A 14,501-nucleotide genomic window follows, 5' to 3' on the forward strand; every position below is an offset into this window, starting at 1 on the left:
TATTTCCCGACCTATACGCTTGGCAATGTCTATGCCGGGTGCCTGTTTCAGACCCTGCGTCAGGATATCCCCGATCTGGACGCGCATCTGGCAGTGGGCGATCCCTCGCCTGCGACGGGTTGGATGGCGGCGAAGCTGCAAACCCATGGCGGGCTCCGCGCGCCCCGCGATACTGTCGAACACGCGGCCCGGATGGCGGTCAGCGAGGCCCCGCTGCTGGATTATCTCGACGCCAAATTCGGCACCATCTACGGGGTCTGAGCCATGGCCACGCAGGCCAAATCGGTGGCGCAATTGCGCGCGCGCCGTAGCGGCCCGCGCGGGCATGTCCGGGGGGGCGGTCGCTGTCGCCTTGCTGTCGCTTTGGTGCTGACGCGCGTGACGCCCGGCCTTGCATTCAGTCTTGCGACCAGTTCGGCGGGCGTTTTTCAAGGAAGGCGACAATGCCCTCGGCGGTGTCATCAATCAGCATGTTTTCGACCATCACCGCGCCGGTATAGTGATAGGCCTGATCCAGGGTCATGTGCAGCTGCTCATAAAAGGCGCGTTTGCCGATACGCACCGCCGCCCCCAGTTTTTCCGCAATGGATTGCGCCAGCTCCATGGTCTCTACCTCCAGCCGGTCGGTATGCACCGCGCGGTTGATCAAGCCCAGTTCCACGGCCCGGGCCGCCAGAACAAAGCGCCCCGTGGTCAGCATCTCAAAGGCCTGCTTGGGCCCGATATTGCGGCTCAGCGCCACCATCGGCGTTGAACAGAACAGCCCGATATTGACGCCATTGACGCCAAAGCGCGTCTCATCGGCGGCAACGGCCAGATCGCAGGAGGCGACCAGCTGGCACCCCGCCGCCGTGGCAATGCCATGGACCTGCGCAATGACCGGCTGCGGCAGGCGGCGGATCATCTGCATGACCTCGGAGCAGCGGCCAAAGAGATCACGCAGCGCCACCGTGCCCCTGTCATCGGACTGGCGCATTCGGGCGATTTCCTTCAGGTCGTGGCCGGCACAGAACGCCTTGCCCGCGCCGCGCAGGATTATCACCCGTTGGCCGGTATCCTCCATCAAGGCGCCAAATTCGGCCCGCAGCCGCGCCAGCATCGCATCCGACAGCGCATTCAGGCTGGCGGGGGCATTCAGGGTCAGCCGCGTGATGGCGCCCAGATCCTCGCGGATCAGAATATCCTCAGTCATGGCCCATTCCTTCTCTTGTCACCTGCCTCTTGTCACCGGCCTCTTGTCATTGGCACGGGTTTCGCGCAAAGCCTATGGTGAATGACGGGGGCAGGGCAATGGCAGTTGTAATGGATAAACCGGCGCTTGAGGCGTTTCTGGCCCGCGAATTTCCGCAGGTTGGCGGCGATTTCATCATCGAGGACGTGTCCGAGATGGCGATCAGGGTGCGCCTTGTCGTGCGCGAAATACATCTGCGCCCCGGCGGCACGGTGTCTGGCCCCGCGATATTCGCGCTGGCCGATATCGGGGTCTATCTGTCGGTCTTGGCGATGATCGGGCCGGTCGCATTGGCGGTGACCACGAATATCTCGTTGGATTTCATGCACAGACCGGCGGCGGGGGCCGATCTGATCTGTAATACGCGGCTGTTGAAACTGGGGCGGCGGCTGGCGGTGGGCGATTGCCTGATCTATTCGCAAGGCAGGCCCGACCCGGTGGCGCGGGCCTCGATGACCTACGCAATTCCGCCCGACAGGTAGCCGCGACAGGTGCCGCCTCGGGCTGCCCGGATCTGCCCATGGGCGGCGCTGGCGCGACCCAGTCTGACCCCGCCGCAACCGGTTTGGCGGATTTATCCCGCGAAAAGCCGCCACCCGTGCATTCAGGCTTTTGACCCCCCCGATCGGGGCCCCTATAAGGGCTGTCATCAACCCCCCGGGAGTCGCGCGCGCATGATCCGTTTCATCCTCTCCGTTTTCGGAGCGATTTTCAGTCTCATCACCAATGGTCTGGTGATGGGTGCGCTGATCGTTGGCGGTGTCATCTTCACCTATGCCCGCGATCTGCCCGATTATGATATGCTGGCGCAATACGCGCCCGCCACCATCAGCCGGATTTATTCGGGTGAAGGCCAGATCATGGATGAATTTGCCGCAGAGCGTCGGATCTACGCATCCTATGACGAGATTCCGCCGCTGGTCGTCAATGCCTTTGTCAGCGCCGAGGACCGGAATTTCTTTATTCATCCGGGCTATGATCCGCGCGCCATTGCGGCGGCGCTGATCGATGCCATCCGATCGCGCGGCACTGAAATGCGCGGGGCCTCGACCATCACGCAGCAAGTGGTCAAGAACTTCCTTCTGGATGGGTCACGCCGGGTTGAACGCAAGATCCGCGAGATCATTCTGGCCGCGCGCATCGAACAGACGCTCAGCAAAGAGCGGATCATGGAGCTTTACCTCAACGAGATTGAACTGGGCCAGCGCAGTTTTGGCGTCGCCGCCGCGGCGCAGACCTATTTCAACGCCGATCTGAGCGAATTGCGCCCCGAACAGGCCGCCTATCTGGCCGCCTTGCCGCAATCGGGCGGCACCGCGCTGCATCCGGTGCGCAACTATGAGGGCGCGGTCAGCCGGCGCAATTACGTGCTGCGCGAGATGTTTCAAAACGGCTATCTGACCCGTGACGAGATGGAGACCGCCCAGGCCGCCCCGTTGGAGACCGTGCAGGGCGGGCATATCGAACCTTTCCGCGCGCAATTGCCCTCGCGCAGCTATTTCACCGATGAAATCCGCCGCCAGCTGAGCCGCAATTTCGGTCAGGACGAATTTTTCACCGGTGGCTATGCGGTGCGCGCCACCATGGATGAAAGCCTGCAACGGGCCGCTGAGGTCGCCCTGCGCCGGGCGCTGGAAACCTATGACCGCAATCAGGGCCAGTGGCGCGAACCGCTGGTCACGATCGACCCGGGCGATCTGGAAGGCGGCGAAGCGGTCTGGCGCGACGCGCTGGCCGATGTGGAGTTTCCGCGCGATGTTGATGGCTGGTATGCCGCCGTCGTGCTGGAGATTGGCGACACCCGGGCCCGGATCGGCATCGAAGGGGTTGAGGATGACGAAGATGGCCAATGGATTCTGTCCGAGGACGTGACCTGGGCGCGGCCGATTGATGGCGATGGCAATGTCGGCAACCGCGCCAGAACCCCCGGCGATCTGCTGGAGGTGGGCGACGTCATCCATGTGCGCGCCATGACATCGGACAGCGATGGCAGCTTTATCCGCTGGAGCCTGCGCCAGATCCCCGAAGTGCAGGGCGGATTCATGGCGATGGATGTGAATTCGGGCCGCGTGCTGGCGATGCAGGGCGGCTTTTCCTACCAGTATTCCGGGTTCAACCGGGCCACGCAGGCCACCCGCCAGCCGGGATCGAGCTTCAAGCCCTTCGTCTATGCCTCGGCCCTGGATTCGGGCTACAGCCCGAACACCATCGTGATCGACGCGCCGATCGAGGTCGATACCGGCGAAGGCATCTGGCGGCCCACCAACGCCTCGAACCAGTTCTACGGCCCGGCTCCGCTGCGCACCGGCATCGTTCGGTCGCGCAATCTGATGACGGTCCGGCTGGCGCAGGATGTGGGTATGGAAACGGTGGCCAGATATGCCGAACGGTTCGGCGTCTATGATGACATGGACCCCTATCTGGCCAATGCGCTCGGATCACAGGAAACCACATTGTTTCGCATGGTCGCAGCCTATTCGATGTTCGCCAATGGCGGCGAGCGGGTGGAACCGACGCTGGTCGACCGGGTTCAGGACCGGTTCGGCAGGACCGTCTATCGCCATGACCAGCGAATTTGCCGCGATTGCCTGCGGGACTCGCTCGAACCCGGCCGGGCACCGGTCATCGTGTCGAACCGCGAACGGGTGATCGATGCCATCACCGCCTATCAGCTGACCTCGATGATGCGCGGCGTCGTCGAACGTGGCACCGCGGCGGGCCGGATCAATCTGGGCGTGCCGACGGCGGGCAAGACCGGCACCACCAATGATTCGCGCGACGTCTGGTTCGTTGGTTTCACCTCGACCATCGCGGCCGGTTGCTACATCGGCTATGACAACCCACGCAGCCTGCGCGGCGCGTCGGGCGGCGGCACCTGCGGACCTGTTTTCAACGAATTCATGCAGCAGGCCGTCGCCGAATATGGCGGCGGGCCGTTCCGGGTGCCACCGGGTGGGCAATTCTACAATATCGACCGCTTTTCGGGTCAGCGTCTGCCCGACAGTGCCAGCGGCCCCGATGTGGTGGCGGAATATTTCCGCATCGGTGAGGAGCCGTTCTTTGGCATGCTGTCGATCGTCGATGGCGGGTTTGGCATGGGAACCAACCTGCCGATCATCGCCCGCGGCGCATCCGATAACGCAGCGCTGGTCGAGGGTGGCCCGGTCGATCAGAGCGGGGCCACCGTGACCACGTCAACCGGCGAAACCGCGCGGGTGCCAACCGGAACAGGGTTTGGCGAACTGACGTCAGGCGGGCTATACTAGGGGTATCTTGCAGCCACCCCGAGGCTCGTCTACATCCCTTGAAACTCCGATCCCAGTCAGGTGAGCATCATGCGGGCCGAAACCCAAAGCCATATCGAAAAGATCCGGAAATCGCTGGAGCTTCTGGGCCAGCGCATGGATATCGAGACAGCGCAGCACCGGCTGGAGGAATTCGACGCAAGGGTCGAGGATCCCGATCTGTGGAACGATCCCGCCCGGGCGCAGAAACTGATGCGCGACCGACAGGCGCTGGTCGATAAACTGGGCTCTCACAAGGCCATCTCAAGCGGTCTGAACGACAATATCGAGCTGATCGAACTGGGTGAGATGGAGGGTGACACGGAGATCGTCGCGGAGGCCGAAGCCGCGCTGGCCGCGCTGGCAAAAAGCGCCGCCGCGAAAGAGCTTGAGGCGCTTCTGGATGGCGAGGCCGATGGCAATGACACCTTCCTCGAGATCAATTCAGGTGCCGGCGGCACCGAAAGCTGCGATTGGGCCGCGATGCTGGCGCGGATGTATGTCAGGTGGGCCGAGAAAAAGGGCTATGAGGTGGAATTGCAGGCCGAAAGCGCCGGCGAGGAGACCGGGATAAAATCGGCCACCTACAAGATATCGGGGCCAAATGCCTATGGCTGGATGAAATCGGAATCGGGTGTGCACCGGCTGGTCCGGATCTCGCCATTTGACAGCGCCGCCAAGCGGCATACCTCATTCACCTCGGTCAAGGTCTATCCGGTGGTCGATGACAATATCGAAATCGAGATCAACCCATCCGATATCCGCATCGACACCTACCGGTCATCGGGGGCCGGCGGGCAGCATGTCAACACTACCGATTCCGCCGTGCGCATCACCCATGCGCCGACCGGGATCGTGGTGACAAGTTCCGAGAAATCGCAGCACCAGAACCGTGATATTGCCATGAAAGCATTGAAATCGCGGCTCTATCAGATGGAATTGGACAAGCGCAGCGCGCTGGTCAACGAGGCCCATGAAAGCGCCGGCGATGCCGGGTGGGGCAATCAGATCCGGTCTTATGTGTTGCAGCCTTATCAGATGGTGAAAGACCTGCGCACGGGCTTTGAAACCTCCGATACATCCGGCGTTCTGGATGGCGATCTGGATGGGTTGATGGCCGCGACTCTGGCCATGAATGTGGCGGGCAAAAGCCGCGCCGAGGCGCAATCGGACGACTGACGCGCCACGAAATTTCTTTCGAAAGAAATTTGAAAACTTTTGCAGGAAAAGTTTTCCCCCCGCCCGGTGGCGATGTTTCCGTGTTCCGGCGGCTGGTTTTATCTTGGCAAGGATAAGCCTCTTCCCGTAGCATTTTGCCGACAGGGGAGTTGAGCGAGATGAGCGATACAGGCACCATGCCGGCGGCCTCGAAAGTGCCGCAGATCCAGACCATGCAGATGGGCGACCTCACATTCGCCCTTGCCGCGGGATGGCGTGATTTTCGGCGGGCACCGATGATGGGGCTGTTCTTTTCGGGGCTCTGTGTGCTTGGCGGATGGGCGATCTATTACTTCCTTTTCGTCACCGAACAGATCTGGTGGGCCATTCCGATGACCGTTGGCTTTCCGCTATTGGCCCCTTTTCTGGCGGTCGGGTTTTATGAGGTTTCGCACCGGTTGGAGCAGGGCAAGGATTGCAGCCTCAGCGATATATTGAGCGTGGTGTGGCACCAGCGCCTGCGCCAACTGCCCCTGATGTCCTGGGTGATCATCGTTTATTTCCTGTTCTGGTCGTTTTTTGCCCATATGCTGTTTGCGCTGTTTCTGGGGCCATCGGCGTTGATGAATGTCTCATCCTCCTACGCCTATCTGTTTCAGCCCGAGGGCTTGTTGATGCTGCTGGTCGGAACGGTGTTCGGTGCCGGATTCGCGCTGGTGCTGTTTTGTCTGACGGTGATTTCGCTGCCGCTCCTGCTGGACAAGGAACTGGATTTCGTCACCGCGATGCTGACCAGCCTCGGCACTGTGCGCCGCAATGCCAAGGTGATGCTGGCCTGGGGGCTGGTGATTGCGGTGCTGACCTTTGCCGCCATGCTGCCCGCGCTGTTGGGGCTGCTTGTGGCGCTGCCGGTTCTTGGCCATGCCAGTTGGCATATCTATCGCCGGGCGCTGCGCGACGCATGAAAAAGCCCCCCGCATGCGACATGCGGAGGGCTGTTTGACGTGTCAGCGGAAAACCCTGTTTCAGGCCTCGGCATCGGCAGGTTTGGGTTTGCGCGGCGGCACTGCAGGCTTGGCTGCGCCTGCTCCGGCACCAGCGCCAAGACGGGCAGGGGCGGCACCGCTGCCCGAGGCAAGCGGATCTTCCTGACGCTGCACCGAGCCCTCGAAATGGGCCCCGCTTTCGATCGCAATGGTCTTGTGAACGATGTCGCCTTCGACCTTCGCGGTGGCCGTCAGGCGCACTTTCAAGCCGCGCACACGACCGATCACCCGGCCTGTGACCACAATGTCATCGGCCACGATCTCGCCTTCGATGGTGGCCCCTTCGCCAACCGTCAGAAGATGGGCCCGAATATCGCCCTGAACGTGACCTTCAACCATGATGTCGCCGGTCGTGCGCAGATTGCCGACAATGGTCAGATCCGTGCTGAGCGTCGATGCGGGGGGTTTTGGCTTGTTGCTGGTCAAGGGCATAGACGTCCGTTCGCTCGAGGATTTGTCGGAAGATGCAGACGCCGCTTGCGACTGATCGGAGGAAGATCCGGCTTGTTTGGGTCCGGGCTCATTGATCTTGGATTTAGAAAACATCTCTACCTGCTGTAATGTAGCTCATGGGGTTGAGCGGTGTGCCATTGCGCCGGATCTCATAATGAACATGAGACCCTGTTGACCGTCCGGTGTTCCCCATATCACCGATCCTGTCCCCGCGCGAGACCCTTTGGCCGGCGGTTACGTTGAGGCGCGACATATGGGCGAATCTTGTCTCATATCCCAGGTCATGCTGGATCCTGACGATCAGGCCATAGCCGTTCTGACGCTCGGCGGTCGTGACGACACCATCGGCGGTTGCATAAAGCGGTGTGCCGGTCGGGGCCGCCAGATCGACGCCGTTATGCATGCGCCCGTTGCGCATTCCAAAGGGCGATGAAAACCGGGTGCGTTGATAGACCGGTTCGGAAAAAGGCAATCGTTCGGCAGCGATACGGCGCATGTTTATGGCATCCAGCTGACCTAGAATTTCATTTGCCCTGAGCGATAGCGGATCGGGGGCTTCGCCGCGCGAGGACATGGTGATGGGCATCAGCGGCCCGCCCTGACCCTGATAGCGTGTCTGCAGCCGATCGATGATATCGTCGGTCGAAAGCCCGGCCGCGCTGAACATCCGGTCCAGCGGCTCCATCGAGACCAGAACCGCCTCTTCCAACTGCGCGAAAATCCGCTCGTTGCGTTCATCGGCGAGGGCTGCGGTGAATTCCAGCTCATCGACCTCGTCGCGGGCGGCGACGGCAACCTGATAGGCATCGTCGCGCTCATCGGCGGTGCGCTCCAGCGCGGTCGCCATGTAATCCAGCGTCAGTTCCAGATCGCGCAACCGGCCGGCGACGGTCTGTGTTGACCCGGTTTCGGCCTCCAGCTCGGCCAGAAGCTGCGTCGTCTGCCTGCGCGCTTCATCGCGTTCGCTCATCACCCGGCGCAGGGTGGTCTGGATCACCTCAACGGCGGTTTCCAACTCGCGGCGGCGCTCCTCGGAGCCCAGAAGCCGGGATTGCATATCCGACACTTCCGCCATCGCCACCCCGAACCGGGTCTGGCTGGCCTGCGCCTCGGCGGCGCGGGTGTCGCGTTCCTCGGAGAGCTGGTTCAGCCGCTCCTGATAGGCCAGCTGCGCCCGCTCGCTTTGTTCGCGCACGCCCCCGGCGCTGATCGCATCAATCAGAAAGATCGCGGTCACAATCACGGTCCAGCCGACAAAAAGCGATGACCCGGTGATCATGATGGCCTGTGTCACCGGCTTCAGCCGGACATAGCGCATGCCCCTGTCGGATTTCAGAAACAGCCGTTGTTCCGGCAACCAGCTTTCCAAAGCCGCATTCATGCGGTTGGCCAAATTGAATTTCACGTTTTCTGCCCCATTTCCCTCGTCTATGCCGGGTCCCCCTGTCCCCACAAGAAGGCCCGACCAGTCCGGGTTAAGCCAAAAGACGTGCCCGCCTCAAACCTTTTTTTGTCACAGACACCGGAAAACCCAAATTTGTCCACAATTTGGCAAGTTTCCGCCCAAATCAGTCGGTGATTCGCTGCTCAAGTGACTGATCCGCTGTCAGAAAGGGGCCAGTAGAAGTCGGGGGGGATGCCCGCCTCGGCGCGTTTTTCCTCATTGAAGGGGGGTTTCAGGGGGCCGTGGAAATAGCGTTTTACGAGGTGGTGAAAGGCCTGTTTGGGGTCGATATCCTGCCGCCCGCATAAAAAGTGGAACCATTTCGATCCATAGGCGACATGGTGAACTTCCTCGGCATAGATCACCTCCAGCGCCGCCACGGCCTGCTTTGCCGCGGGGTCGGGGGCGTTGCGAAAGACCTCGATCATGCCGGGTGTCACATCCAGACCGCGCGCCTCCAGAACCATGGGCACAACGGCAAGGCGCCCCATCAGATCGGCGCGGGTGTCTTCGGCCGCGCGCCACATGCCCAGATGCGCGGGCAGATCGCCGTAAAAGCTGCCCATCTCAAACAGGCAATCCTCGATCAGTTGAAAATGCTTCGATTCCTCATCGGCCGATTTCACCCAATCATCGTAAAACCCCATCGGCATCGGGATATGGCCAAAGCGCGCGATGATGTCCCAATGCAGATCGACGGCATTCAGCTCGATATGGCCGACCGCATGCAGCAGCGCCTTGCGCCCGGCCTCGGTCCCCGGTTTGCGGCGCGCCACATCGCGCGGGCTCAACAATTCCGGGCGCTCGGGCCGGGCCGGAATATCGGGCGGCACCGCGATGCCCACTTCAATCGGCGCGGTGGTGCCCTGGCGCGCGGCAAACCACTGCGCGGCCAGTTCGCGGCTGAGCCGGGTCTTTTCGCGTGCATCGGCCGTGTTCAGCACCGCACAGGCCATTTCGCTCAGCGTGGTCACAGGCTGCGCGCCGCCGCCAGCACCGCTTCGGCATGGCCCGCGACCTTTACCTTGGGCCAGACCTGCGCCACCACGCCATCGCCGGCAATCAGAAACGTGGCGCGCTGAATGCCCATGGATTTGCGGCCATAGAGGGTTTTTTCAACCCAGGTGCCATAGGCCGCGCAGACCGCGCCATCGGTATCGGACAGCAACCCGATGCCGAGATCATGTTTGGCAATGAATTTGCAATGTTTGGCGACGCTATCGCGCGAGATGCCCAGAACAGTCACGCCAGCCGCTTCGAATTCAGGCTTCAGCGCCGTGAAATCCAGCGCCTCCGTGGTGCAGCCGGGCGTATCGTCGCGCGGGTAGAAATACAGCACCACCGCGCCGGGGCGCAGGTGGGACAGTGTCAGATCACTGCCATTTTCGCGTGGCAGGGTGAAATCGGGGGCGATGTCCTTGACTGCAATCATCGAGAGGGTCCTTTCTTCGGCGGGTCTTTGCCATGTCGGGGCCATATCGGGTTTGCAAGCCAGGGGAAATACCGCAAGAATAAGGCCTGAATATAACAGGCATCCCTCATCAATCCGGCGCACCCGATGGCAGACCCCACCCCCGACCCGCAGCCGCGACGGCGCAGGCGCGTTATGCGCTGGTGTCTGTGGGGGCTGTCGATCTTCGTGCTGTTGCTTGCGGCGGGGCTGCTGGCGCTGGCCTTTCCGCCCGGCGGGCGTGAGATTGCGCTGCCTGATTGGGCCCGCGCCCGGATCGAGGCCCGCATCGACGCCGCCATGCCGGGGGGCGATGTCACGCTTGGCGGTGTCGGCATGCGGCTGTCGCGCGATGCCATGTTGCCACAGATGCTGTTTTCCGATGTCGCGATGTCGGTCGATGGCCAGCCGCGCATGGTGCTGCCGCAGCTTGCCGTGTCGATCGACCCCGGTTCGGCTCTGACGGGCACGCTCCGACCGCGCCGGGTGCAGTTGGCGGGGGCCGGGCTCAGGCTGGTCCGGGCCGAGGATGGCAGCCTCGATCTGGCTTTTGCCGGCGGTGCCGCAGGCCAGGCCCGCGATCTGGCACAGACGCTGGCGGGCATTGACCGGATGTTTGCCCAACCGGTGTTTGACTATCTCGAAAGCGTCACCGCTGCAGGCGTCGATCTGGTGATCGAAAACGCAGGCACCGATGACCGGCTTGAGGTCGCGGATGCCACCTTGTCATTGGTGCCCGTCGATGGTGCGCTGACGCTGACTGTGGGGGGCGATATTGCCGGGGCCGAGGCGGGGCGGCTCGACCTCAGCTTTACAAGGCGCGCGGCGCAGGGCGAGACCGATATTGTCGCCGCTTTCGAGAACCTGCGCGCCCGCGATGTGGCTGGCATCAGCGATGCGTTGACCTGGCTGTCGCTGATCGAGGCCCCGATGAGCGGCCAGTTGACAACCGTGATCCGCGATGATGCCTCGCTTGGCCATCTGACCGGGCAATTGCGCGTCGCCGCGGGCCAGATCCATCCCGGTGCGGGCGTCGATCCGATTGCGCTGGACCGGCTTGACCTGACCTTTGACTATGACGCCGCCGCGCGCCGGTTGCAGGTGCAGGATCTGACCATCGTCGCGCCGAACCTGTCGACCAGCATCAGCGGCTATGCCGACCTGCTGGAGGGGCCGGTCTATGTCGCGCAGCTCCGGATGGGCGAGATCACCGCCGACATGCCGGGCATTCTGGAAAACCCGGTGCAGTTTCAAGGCGGCGCGCTGGACATGCGGTTGCAGATCTTCCCGGATCTGCGGATCGATCTGGGGCAGTTGGTGCTCTATGATGAGGGCCTGCATCTGCGCGCCCGCGGGCGCGCCGCGGTCGGCGATGGCGGGCTCAGCCTCAGCATTGATGCGACCAGCGCCGAGATTGACGCAGGCCGGGTGCTGCCGCTCTGGCCGCTGGCCTCGATCACCAATACAAGAAACTGGCTGGCCGCGAACCTTCTGGGCGGCACCATCCGCAACCTCAATGCGGGCCTGCGCCTGCGCCCGGGCACCGCGCCGCAATTCGGCCTGACATTCGATTTCGAGGAGGCCCGGGTGCGCGCCCTGCAACGCATGGCCCCGATCGAGGGCGGGCGCGGCTATCTGACCATTGCCGACAACACCCTGACATTGGCGCTGGATGGCGGCCAGATCACTGCCCCCAATGGCGGCCAGCTTCAGCTTGCCGGGTCCACCATGCGCATTTCCGATATCCGCCTGCGCCGCCCCGAGACGCGATTTGATCTGGCGATTGCCGGCGATGTGCCCGCGGCCCTGACGCTGATTGCGGCCGAGCCGCTGCATCTGCTGGATCAGTTCCCGTTTGATCCCGCCACGGTGGCCACCGGCAGTGTCGATCTCGATGTGCGGCTTGATCTGATCCTGCGCCGGGGGCTGACGCCGCAAGACGTTGATTTCCGCATTGGCGGCAGATTGGCGCAGGTCCGCTCCGATACGCTGGTCGCGGGCCGTGCGCTGCGCGCCGATGCGCTGGCGATCGACGCCGATAATTCGCGAATTGAAATCGGCGGCGCGGCCCGGCTCGATGCGCTTCTGGCCGATGCCAGCTGGTCGCGGGCCATCGGCCCGGGATCATCGCCCGACAGCCAGATCGCAGGCACCGCAACGCTGACGCCCGAAGCTCTGGCAGATTTCGGCGTGGTCCTGCCCGATGGCATGTTGCAGGGGCAGGGCTATGGTGATTTCACGCTTGATCTGTCACCGGGGCGGGCCGCCGAACTGACGCTGCGATCCGATCTGGCGGGCATCGCCCTGGCCATTCCGGCACTTGGCTGGCGGCTGACCGGCCCGCAGACCGGTGTCTTGCTGGCAGAAGTGACGCTTGGCGAAACCCCGTCGGTGCCGCGGCTGGAAATCAACGGTGCCGGGCTGGATCTGACCGGCTCGGTCGCGCTTGACGGCACCCGTTTTTCACAACTGGCCATTGATCATTTTGCCATTGGCGACTGGATCGACGTCACCGGCGGGCTGATTGCTCAAGACGGCGGGCCGCCGATGGTGCGCATTACCGGCGGCAGGGTCGATCTGCGCGGCTTGCCGCAAAGCTCGGATACCGGCGCGGCGGCCTCCGGCAGCCTGCCGATGCAGATCCTGCTGGATCGTCTGACGGTGACCGATAGCATCTATCTGACCAATCTCAGCGCCCGGATCGGTGGCAGCCCGATCAGCGGCGATTTCCGCGGGCTGGTCGGCGGGCGCGCCAGTGTCACCGGCTCCATCCTGGGCGAAGCCGATGGCATGTCGCTCAGGATGCAGTCCGATGATGGCGGCGCGGTGCTCAGGGCCAGTGGCATCTATGACAATGCCTATGGCGGTGCCTTCGACCTGATCCTGCGGCCGCATCCGGGGCAGGGCAATTATGCCGGGCTTCTGACCATCGATAACCCGCGCCTCAGGGATGCGCCCGCCTTTGCGGAATTGCTGAGCCTGGTCTCGGTCGTGGGGCTGATCGAGCAGATGGCAACGGGTGAGGGCGTTACACTTGGGGCGGTGCGGGCCGATTTTCGCATCAGCCCGCGCGCCATCACCATCGTGGAGGGCACAGCCCTTGGCCCGGCGATGGGCCTGTCATTGGACGGGGTCTATGACACCCAGGCCGAGGTGGTCGATTTTCAGGGGGTGGTGTCGCCGCTCTATCTGGTCAACGGGTTGATGGGCGCGCTGTTTTCGCCACGCCGCGAGGGGCTGTTCGGTTTCACCTATCGGATGCGGGGGCCACCTGATAACAGCACTGTCACCGTAAATCCGCTATCGGTCCTGACCCCCGGTATCTTCCGCGAGATTTTCCGCAGCCCGCCGCCCGAGATCCAGTGATGAACCTGAGTGATTTTGATTTTGACCTGCCCGCAGACCTGATTGCGACGCGGCCCGCCAGGCCACGATCCTCCGCGCGGCTGCTGCTGGCGCGTGGCGACAGGCTCAGCGATGCCCATGTCCACGATCTGCCCGATATCCTGCGCCCCGGCGACCGGCTGGTGCTGAACGACACCCGGGTCATTCCGGCCCGGCTGACCGGGCAGCGCTGGCGCAATTCTGCGCAAGGCCGGGTTTCGGCAAGGATCGAGGTCACATTGCTGGAACCACAACCCGATGGAAGCTGGAGCGCATTGGCCAAACCGCTGCGCAAGCTGGCGCTTGGCGAAGTGGTGGAATTCGGGGCCGGGCTGTCGGCTGAGGTTGCGGGGCTTGAGGGCGGGCTGCGGCTGCGCTTCAACCTGGAGGGCGACGCATTCGATAGCGCCCTCGAGGCCGCCGGTGCCATGCCGCTGCCACCCTATATTGCCGCGCGCAGACCGGCCGATGATCGCGACCGCGAGGATTATCAGACCGTGTGGGCGCGCAACCCCGGGGCGGTGGCGGCCCCCACCGCGTCGCTGCATTTCGACCAGCCGCTGCTGGCGGCGCTGCTGGCGCGTGGGGTCACGTTTACCCATGTCACGCTGCATGTCGGGGCGGGCACGTTTCTGCCGGTCACGGTTGCCGATGTGACCACCCATAAGATGCATGCCGAATGGGGCGAAATCAGCGCCACCGCCGCGACCGAAATCGCCGCCACCAAAGCCGCCGGCGGGCGGATCATTCCGGTCGGCACCACGGCGCTGAGATTGCTGGAAACGGCAGCCCGCCGCCACGGCCATGTCACCGCCTGGTCGGGCCAGACCGATATCTTCATCTATCCCGGGTTCCGCTTTCGGGCCGCCGATGCGCTGATGACCAATTTCCATCTGCCCAAATCAACCCTGATGATGCTGGTCTCGGCCCTGATGGGCCAAGACAGGATTCGCAAAGCCTATGCCCATGCCGTGGCGCAAGGCTATCGGTTCTTTTCCTATGGCGATGCCTCGTTGCTTTTCCCCGATTCTGACGCAAATGAGTGAGAACG

Annotated in this window: 11 protein-coding genes and 1 pseudogene; 7 read left to right on the forward strand and 5 right to left on the reverse strand. The window is 63.0% G+C overall.

Going from position 1 to position 14,501, the window contains the following annotated elements; all coding sequences use genetic code 11:
- Positions 1-261: pseudogene (locus ACW8PS_RS08630) on the forward strand (carboxypeptidase M32); the annotation flags it as partial.
- Positions 262-397: 136 nt separating this feature from the next.
- Here ACW8PS_RS08630 and ACW8PS_RS08635 read toward each other — a convergent pair.
- On the reverse strand, positions 398-1,192 hold the full coding sequence (locus ACW8PS_RS08635; RefSeq protein WP_491526959.1) for an enoyl-CoA hydratase: 795 nt from the start codon (positions 1,190-1,192) through the stop codon (positions 398-400).
- 98 nt (positions 1,193-1,290) lie between these two features.
- Between ACW8PS_RS08635 and ACW8PS_RS08640 the strand changes: the two genes are divergently transcribed.
- From ACW8PS_RS08640 to ACW8PS_RS08655, 4 genes are all read left to right on the forward strand, one after another.
- A complete protein-coding gene (locus ACW8PS_RS08640) occupies positions 1,291-1,713 on the forward strand; it encodes a PaaI family thioesterase (RefSeq protein WP_491526960.1) in 423 nt (140 codons plus the stop codon).
- Positions 1,714-1,905: 192 nt separating this feature from the next.
- Positions 1,906-4,497: a penicillin-binding protein 1A gene (locus ACW8PS_RS08645; protein ID WP_491526961.1), complete on the forward strand. Its 2,592-nt coding sequence runs from the start codon at positions 1,906-1,908 to the stop codon at positions 4,495-4,497.
- Positions 4,498-4,566: 69 nt separating this feature from the next.
- Complete coding sequence (prfB, locus tag ACW8PS_RS08650; protein WP_491526962.1) at positions 4,567-5,694, forward strand: peptide chain release factor 2; 1,128 nt, start codon at positions 4,567-4,569, stop codon at positions 5,692-5,694.
- Between the two features lie 158 nt (positions 5,695-5,852).
- A complete protein-coding gene (locus tag ACW8PS_RS08655; RefSeq protein WP_491526963.1) occupies positions 5,853-6,638 on the forward strand; it encodes a DUF2189 domain-containing protein in 786 nt (261 codons plus the stop codon).
- Between the two features lie 60 nt (positions 6,639-6,698).
- Here the strand turns inward: ACW8PS_RS08655 and ACW8PS_RS08660 are convergent, their stop codons facing one another.
- The 4 genes from ACW8PS_RS08660 to ACW8PS_RS08675 all read right to left on the reverse strand — a co-directional run bounded on the left by ACW8PS_RS08660 (position 6,699) and on the right by ACW8PS_RS08675 (position 10,048).
- Positions 6,699-7,265, reverse strand: coding sequence for a bactofilin family protein (locus ACW8PS_RS08660; protein ID WP_491526964.1), 567 nt, complete (start codon positions 7,263-7,265; stop codon positions 6,699-6,701).
- Positions 7,255-8,577, reverse strand: a complete 1,323-nt coding sequence (locus tag ACW8PS_RS08665; protein ID WP_491526965.1) for a DUF5930 domain-containing protein — start codon at positions 8,575-8,577, stop codon at positions 7,255-7,257. The genes ACW8PS_RS08660 and ACW8PS_RS08665 overlap by 11 nt, the downstream gene beginning before the upstream one ends.
- A 182-nt stretch (positions 8,578-8,759) precedes the next feature.
- Complete coding sequence (locus ACW8PS_RS08670) at positions 8,760-9,572, reverse strand: ferritin-like domain-containing protein (RefSeq protein WP_491526993.1); 813 nt, start codon at positions 9,570-9,572, stop codon at positions 8,760-8,762.
- Between the two features lie 14 nt (positions 9,573-9,586).
- Positions 9,587-10,048 carry a peroxiredoxin gene (locus tag ACW8PS_RS08675; RefSeq protein WP_491526966.1) on the reverse strand — a complete coding sequence of 154 codons (462 nt, stop codon included), beginning with the start codon at positions 10,046-10,048 and terminating at the stop codon, positions 9,587-9,589.
- Between the two features lie 126 nt (positions 10,049-10,174).
- Here ACW8PS_RS08675 and ACW8PS_RS08680 point away from each other — a divergent pair, with 126 nt between their 5' ends.
- Positions 10,175-13,432 (forward strand): hypothetical protein, encoded by a 3,258-nt coding sequence (locus tag ACW8PS_RS08680; RefSeq protein ID WP_491526968.1) that lies wholly within the window; start codon positions 10,175-10,177, stop codon positions 13,430-13,432.
- A complete protein-coding gene (queA, locus tag ACW8PS_RS08685; RefSeq protein ID WP_491526969.1) occupies positions 13,432-14,496 on the forward strand; it encodes a tRNA preQ1(34) S-adenosylmethionine ribosyltransferase-isomerase QueA in 1,065 nt (354 codons plus the stop codon). The genes ACW8PS_RS08680 and queA overlap by 1 nt, the downstream gene beginning before the upstream one ends.
- The last annotated feature ends 5 nt before the right edge of the window (positions 14,497-14,501 follow it).

The organism is Alterinioella sp. (assembly GCF_058343375.1).

What these genes read in the sequence shown, in the direction of transcription:
- ACW8PS_RS08645 (WP_491526961.1), top strand. Translation starts at nt 1,906, where the DNA reads ATGATCCGTTTCATCCTCTCCGTTTTCGGAGCGATTTTCAGTCTCATC.
- ACW8PS_RS08655 (WP_491526963.1), top strand. Translation starts at nt 5,853, where the DNA reads ATGAGCGATACAGGCACCATGCCGGCGGCCTCGAAAGTGCCGCAGATC.
- prfB (WP_491526962.1), top strand. Translation starts at nt 4,567, where the DNA reads ATGCGGGCCGAAACCCAAAGCCATATCGAAAAGATCCGGAAATCGCTG.
- queA (WP_491526969.1), top strand. Translation starts at nt 13,432, where the DNA reads ATGAACCTGAGTGATTTTGATTTTGACCTGCCCGCAGACCTGATTGCG.
- ACW8PS_RS08670 (WP_491526993.1), bottom strand. Translation starts at nt 9,572, where the DNA reads ATGGCCTGTGCGGTGCTGAACACGGCCGATGCACGCGAAAAGACCCGG.
- ACW8PS_RS08675 (WP_491526966.1), bottom strand. Translation starts at nt 10,048, where the DNA reads ATGATTGCAGTCAAGGACATCGCCCCCGATTTCACCCTGCCACGCGAA.
- ACW8PS_RS08660 (WP_491526964.1), bottom strand. Translation starts at nt 7,265, where the DNA reads ATGTTTTCTAAATCCAAGATCAATGAGCCCGGACCCAAACAAGCCGGA.
- ACW8PS_RS08640 (WP_491526960.1), top strand. Translation starts at nt 1,291, where the DNA reads ATGGCAGTTGTAATGGATAAACCGGCGCTTGAGGCGTTTCTGGCCCGC.
- ACW8PS_RS08680 (WP_491526968.1), top strand. Translation starts at nt 10,175, where the DNA reads ATGGCAGACCCCACCCCCGACCCGCAGCCGCGACGGCGCAGGCGCGTT.
- ACW8PS_RS08635 (WP_491526959.1), bottom strand. Translation starts at nt 1,192, where the DNA reads ATGACTGAGGATATTCTGATCCGCGAGGATCTGGGCGCCATCACGCGG.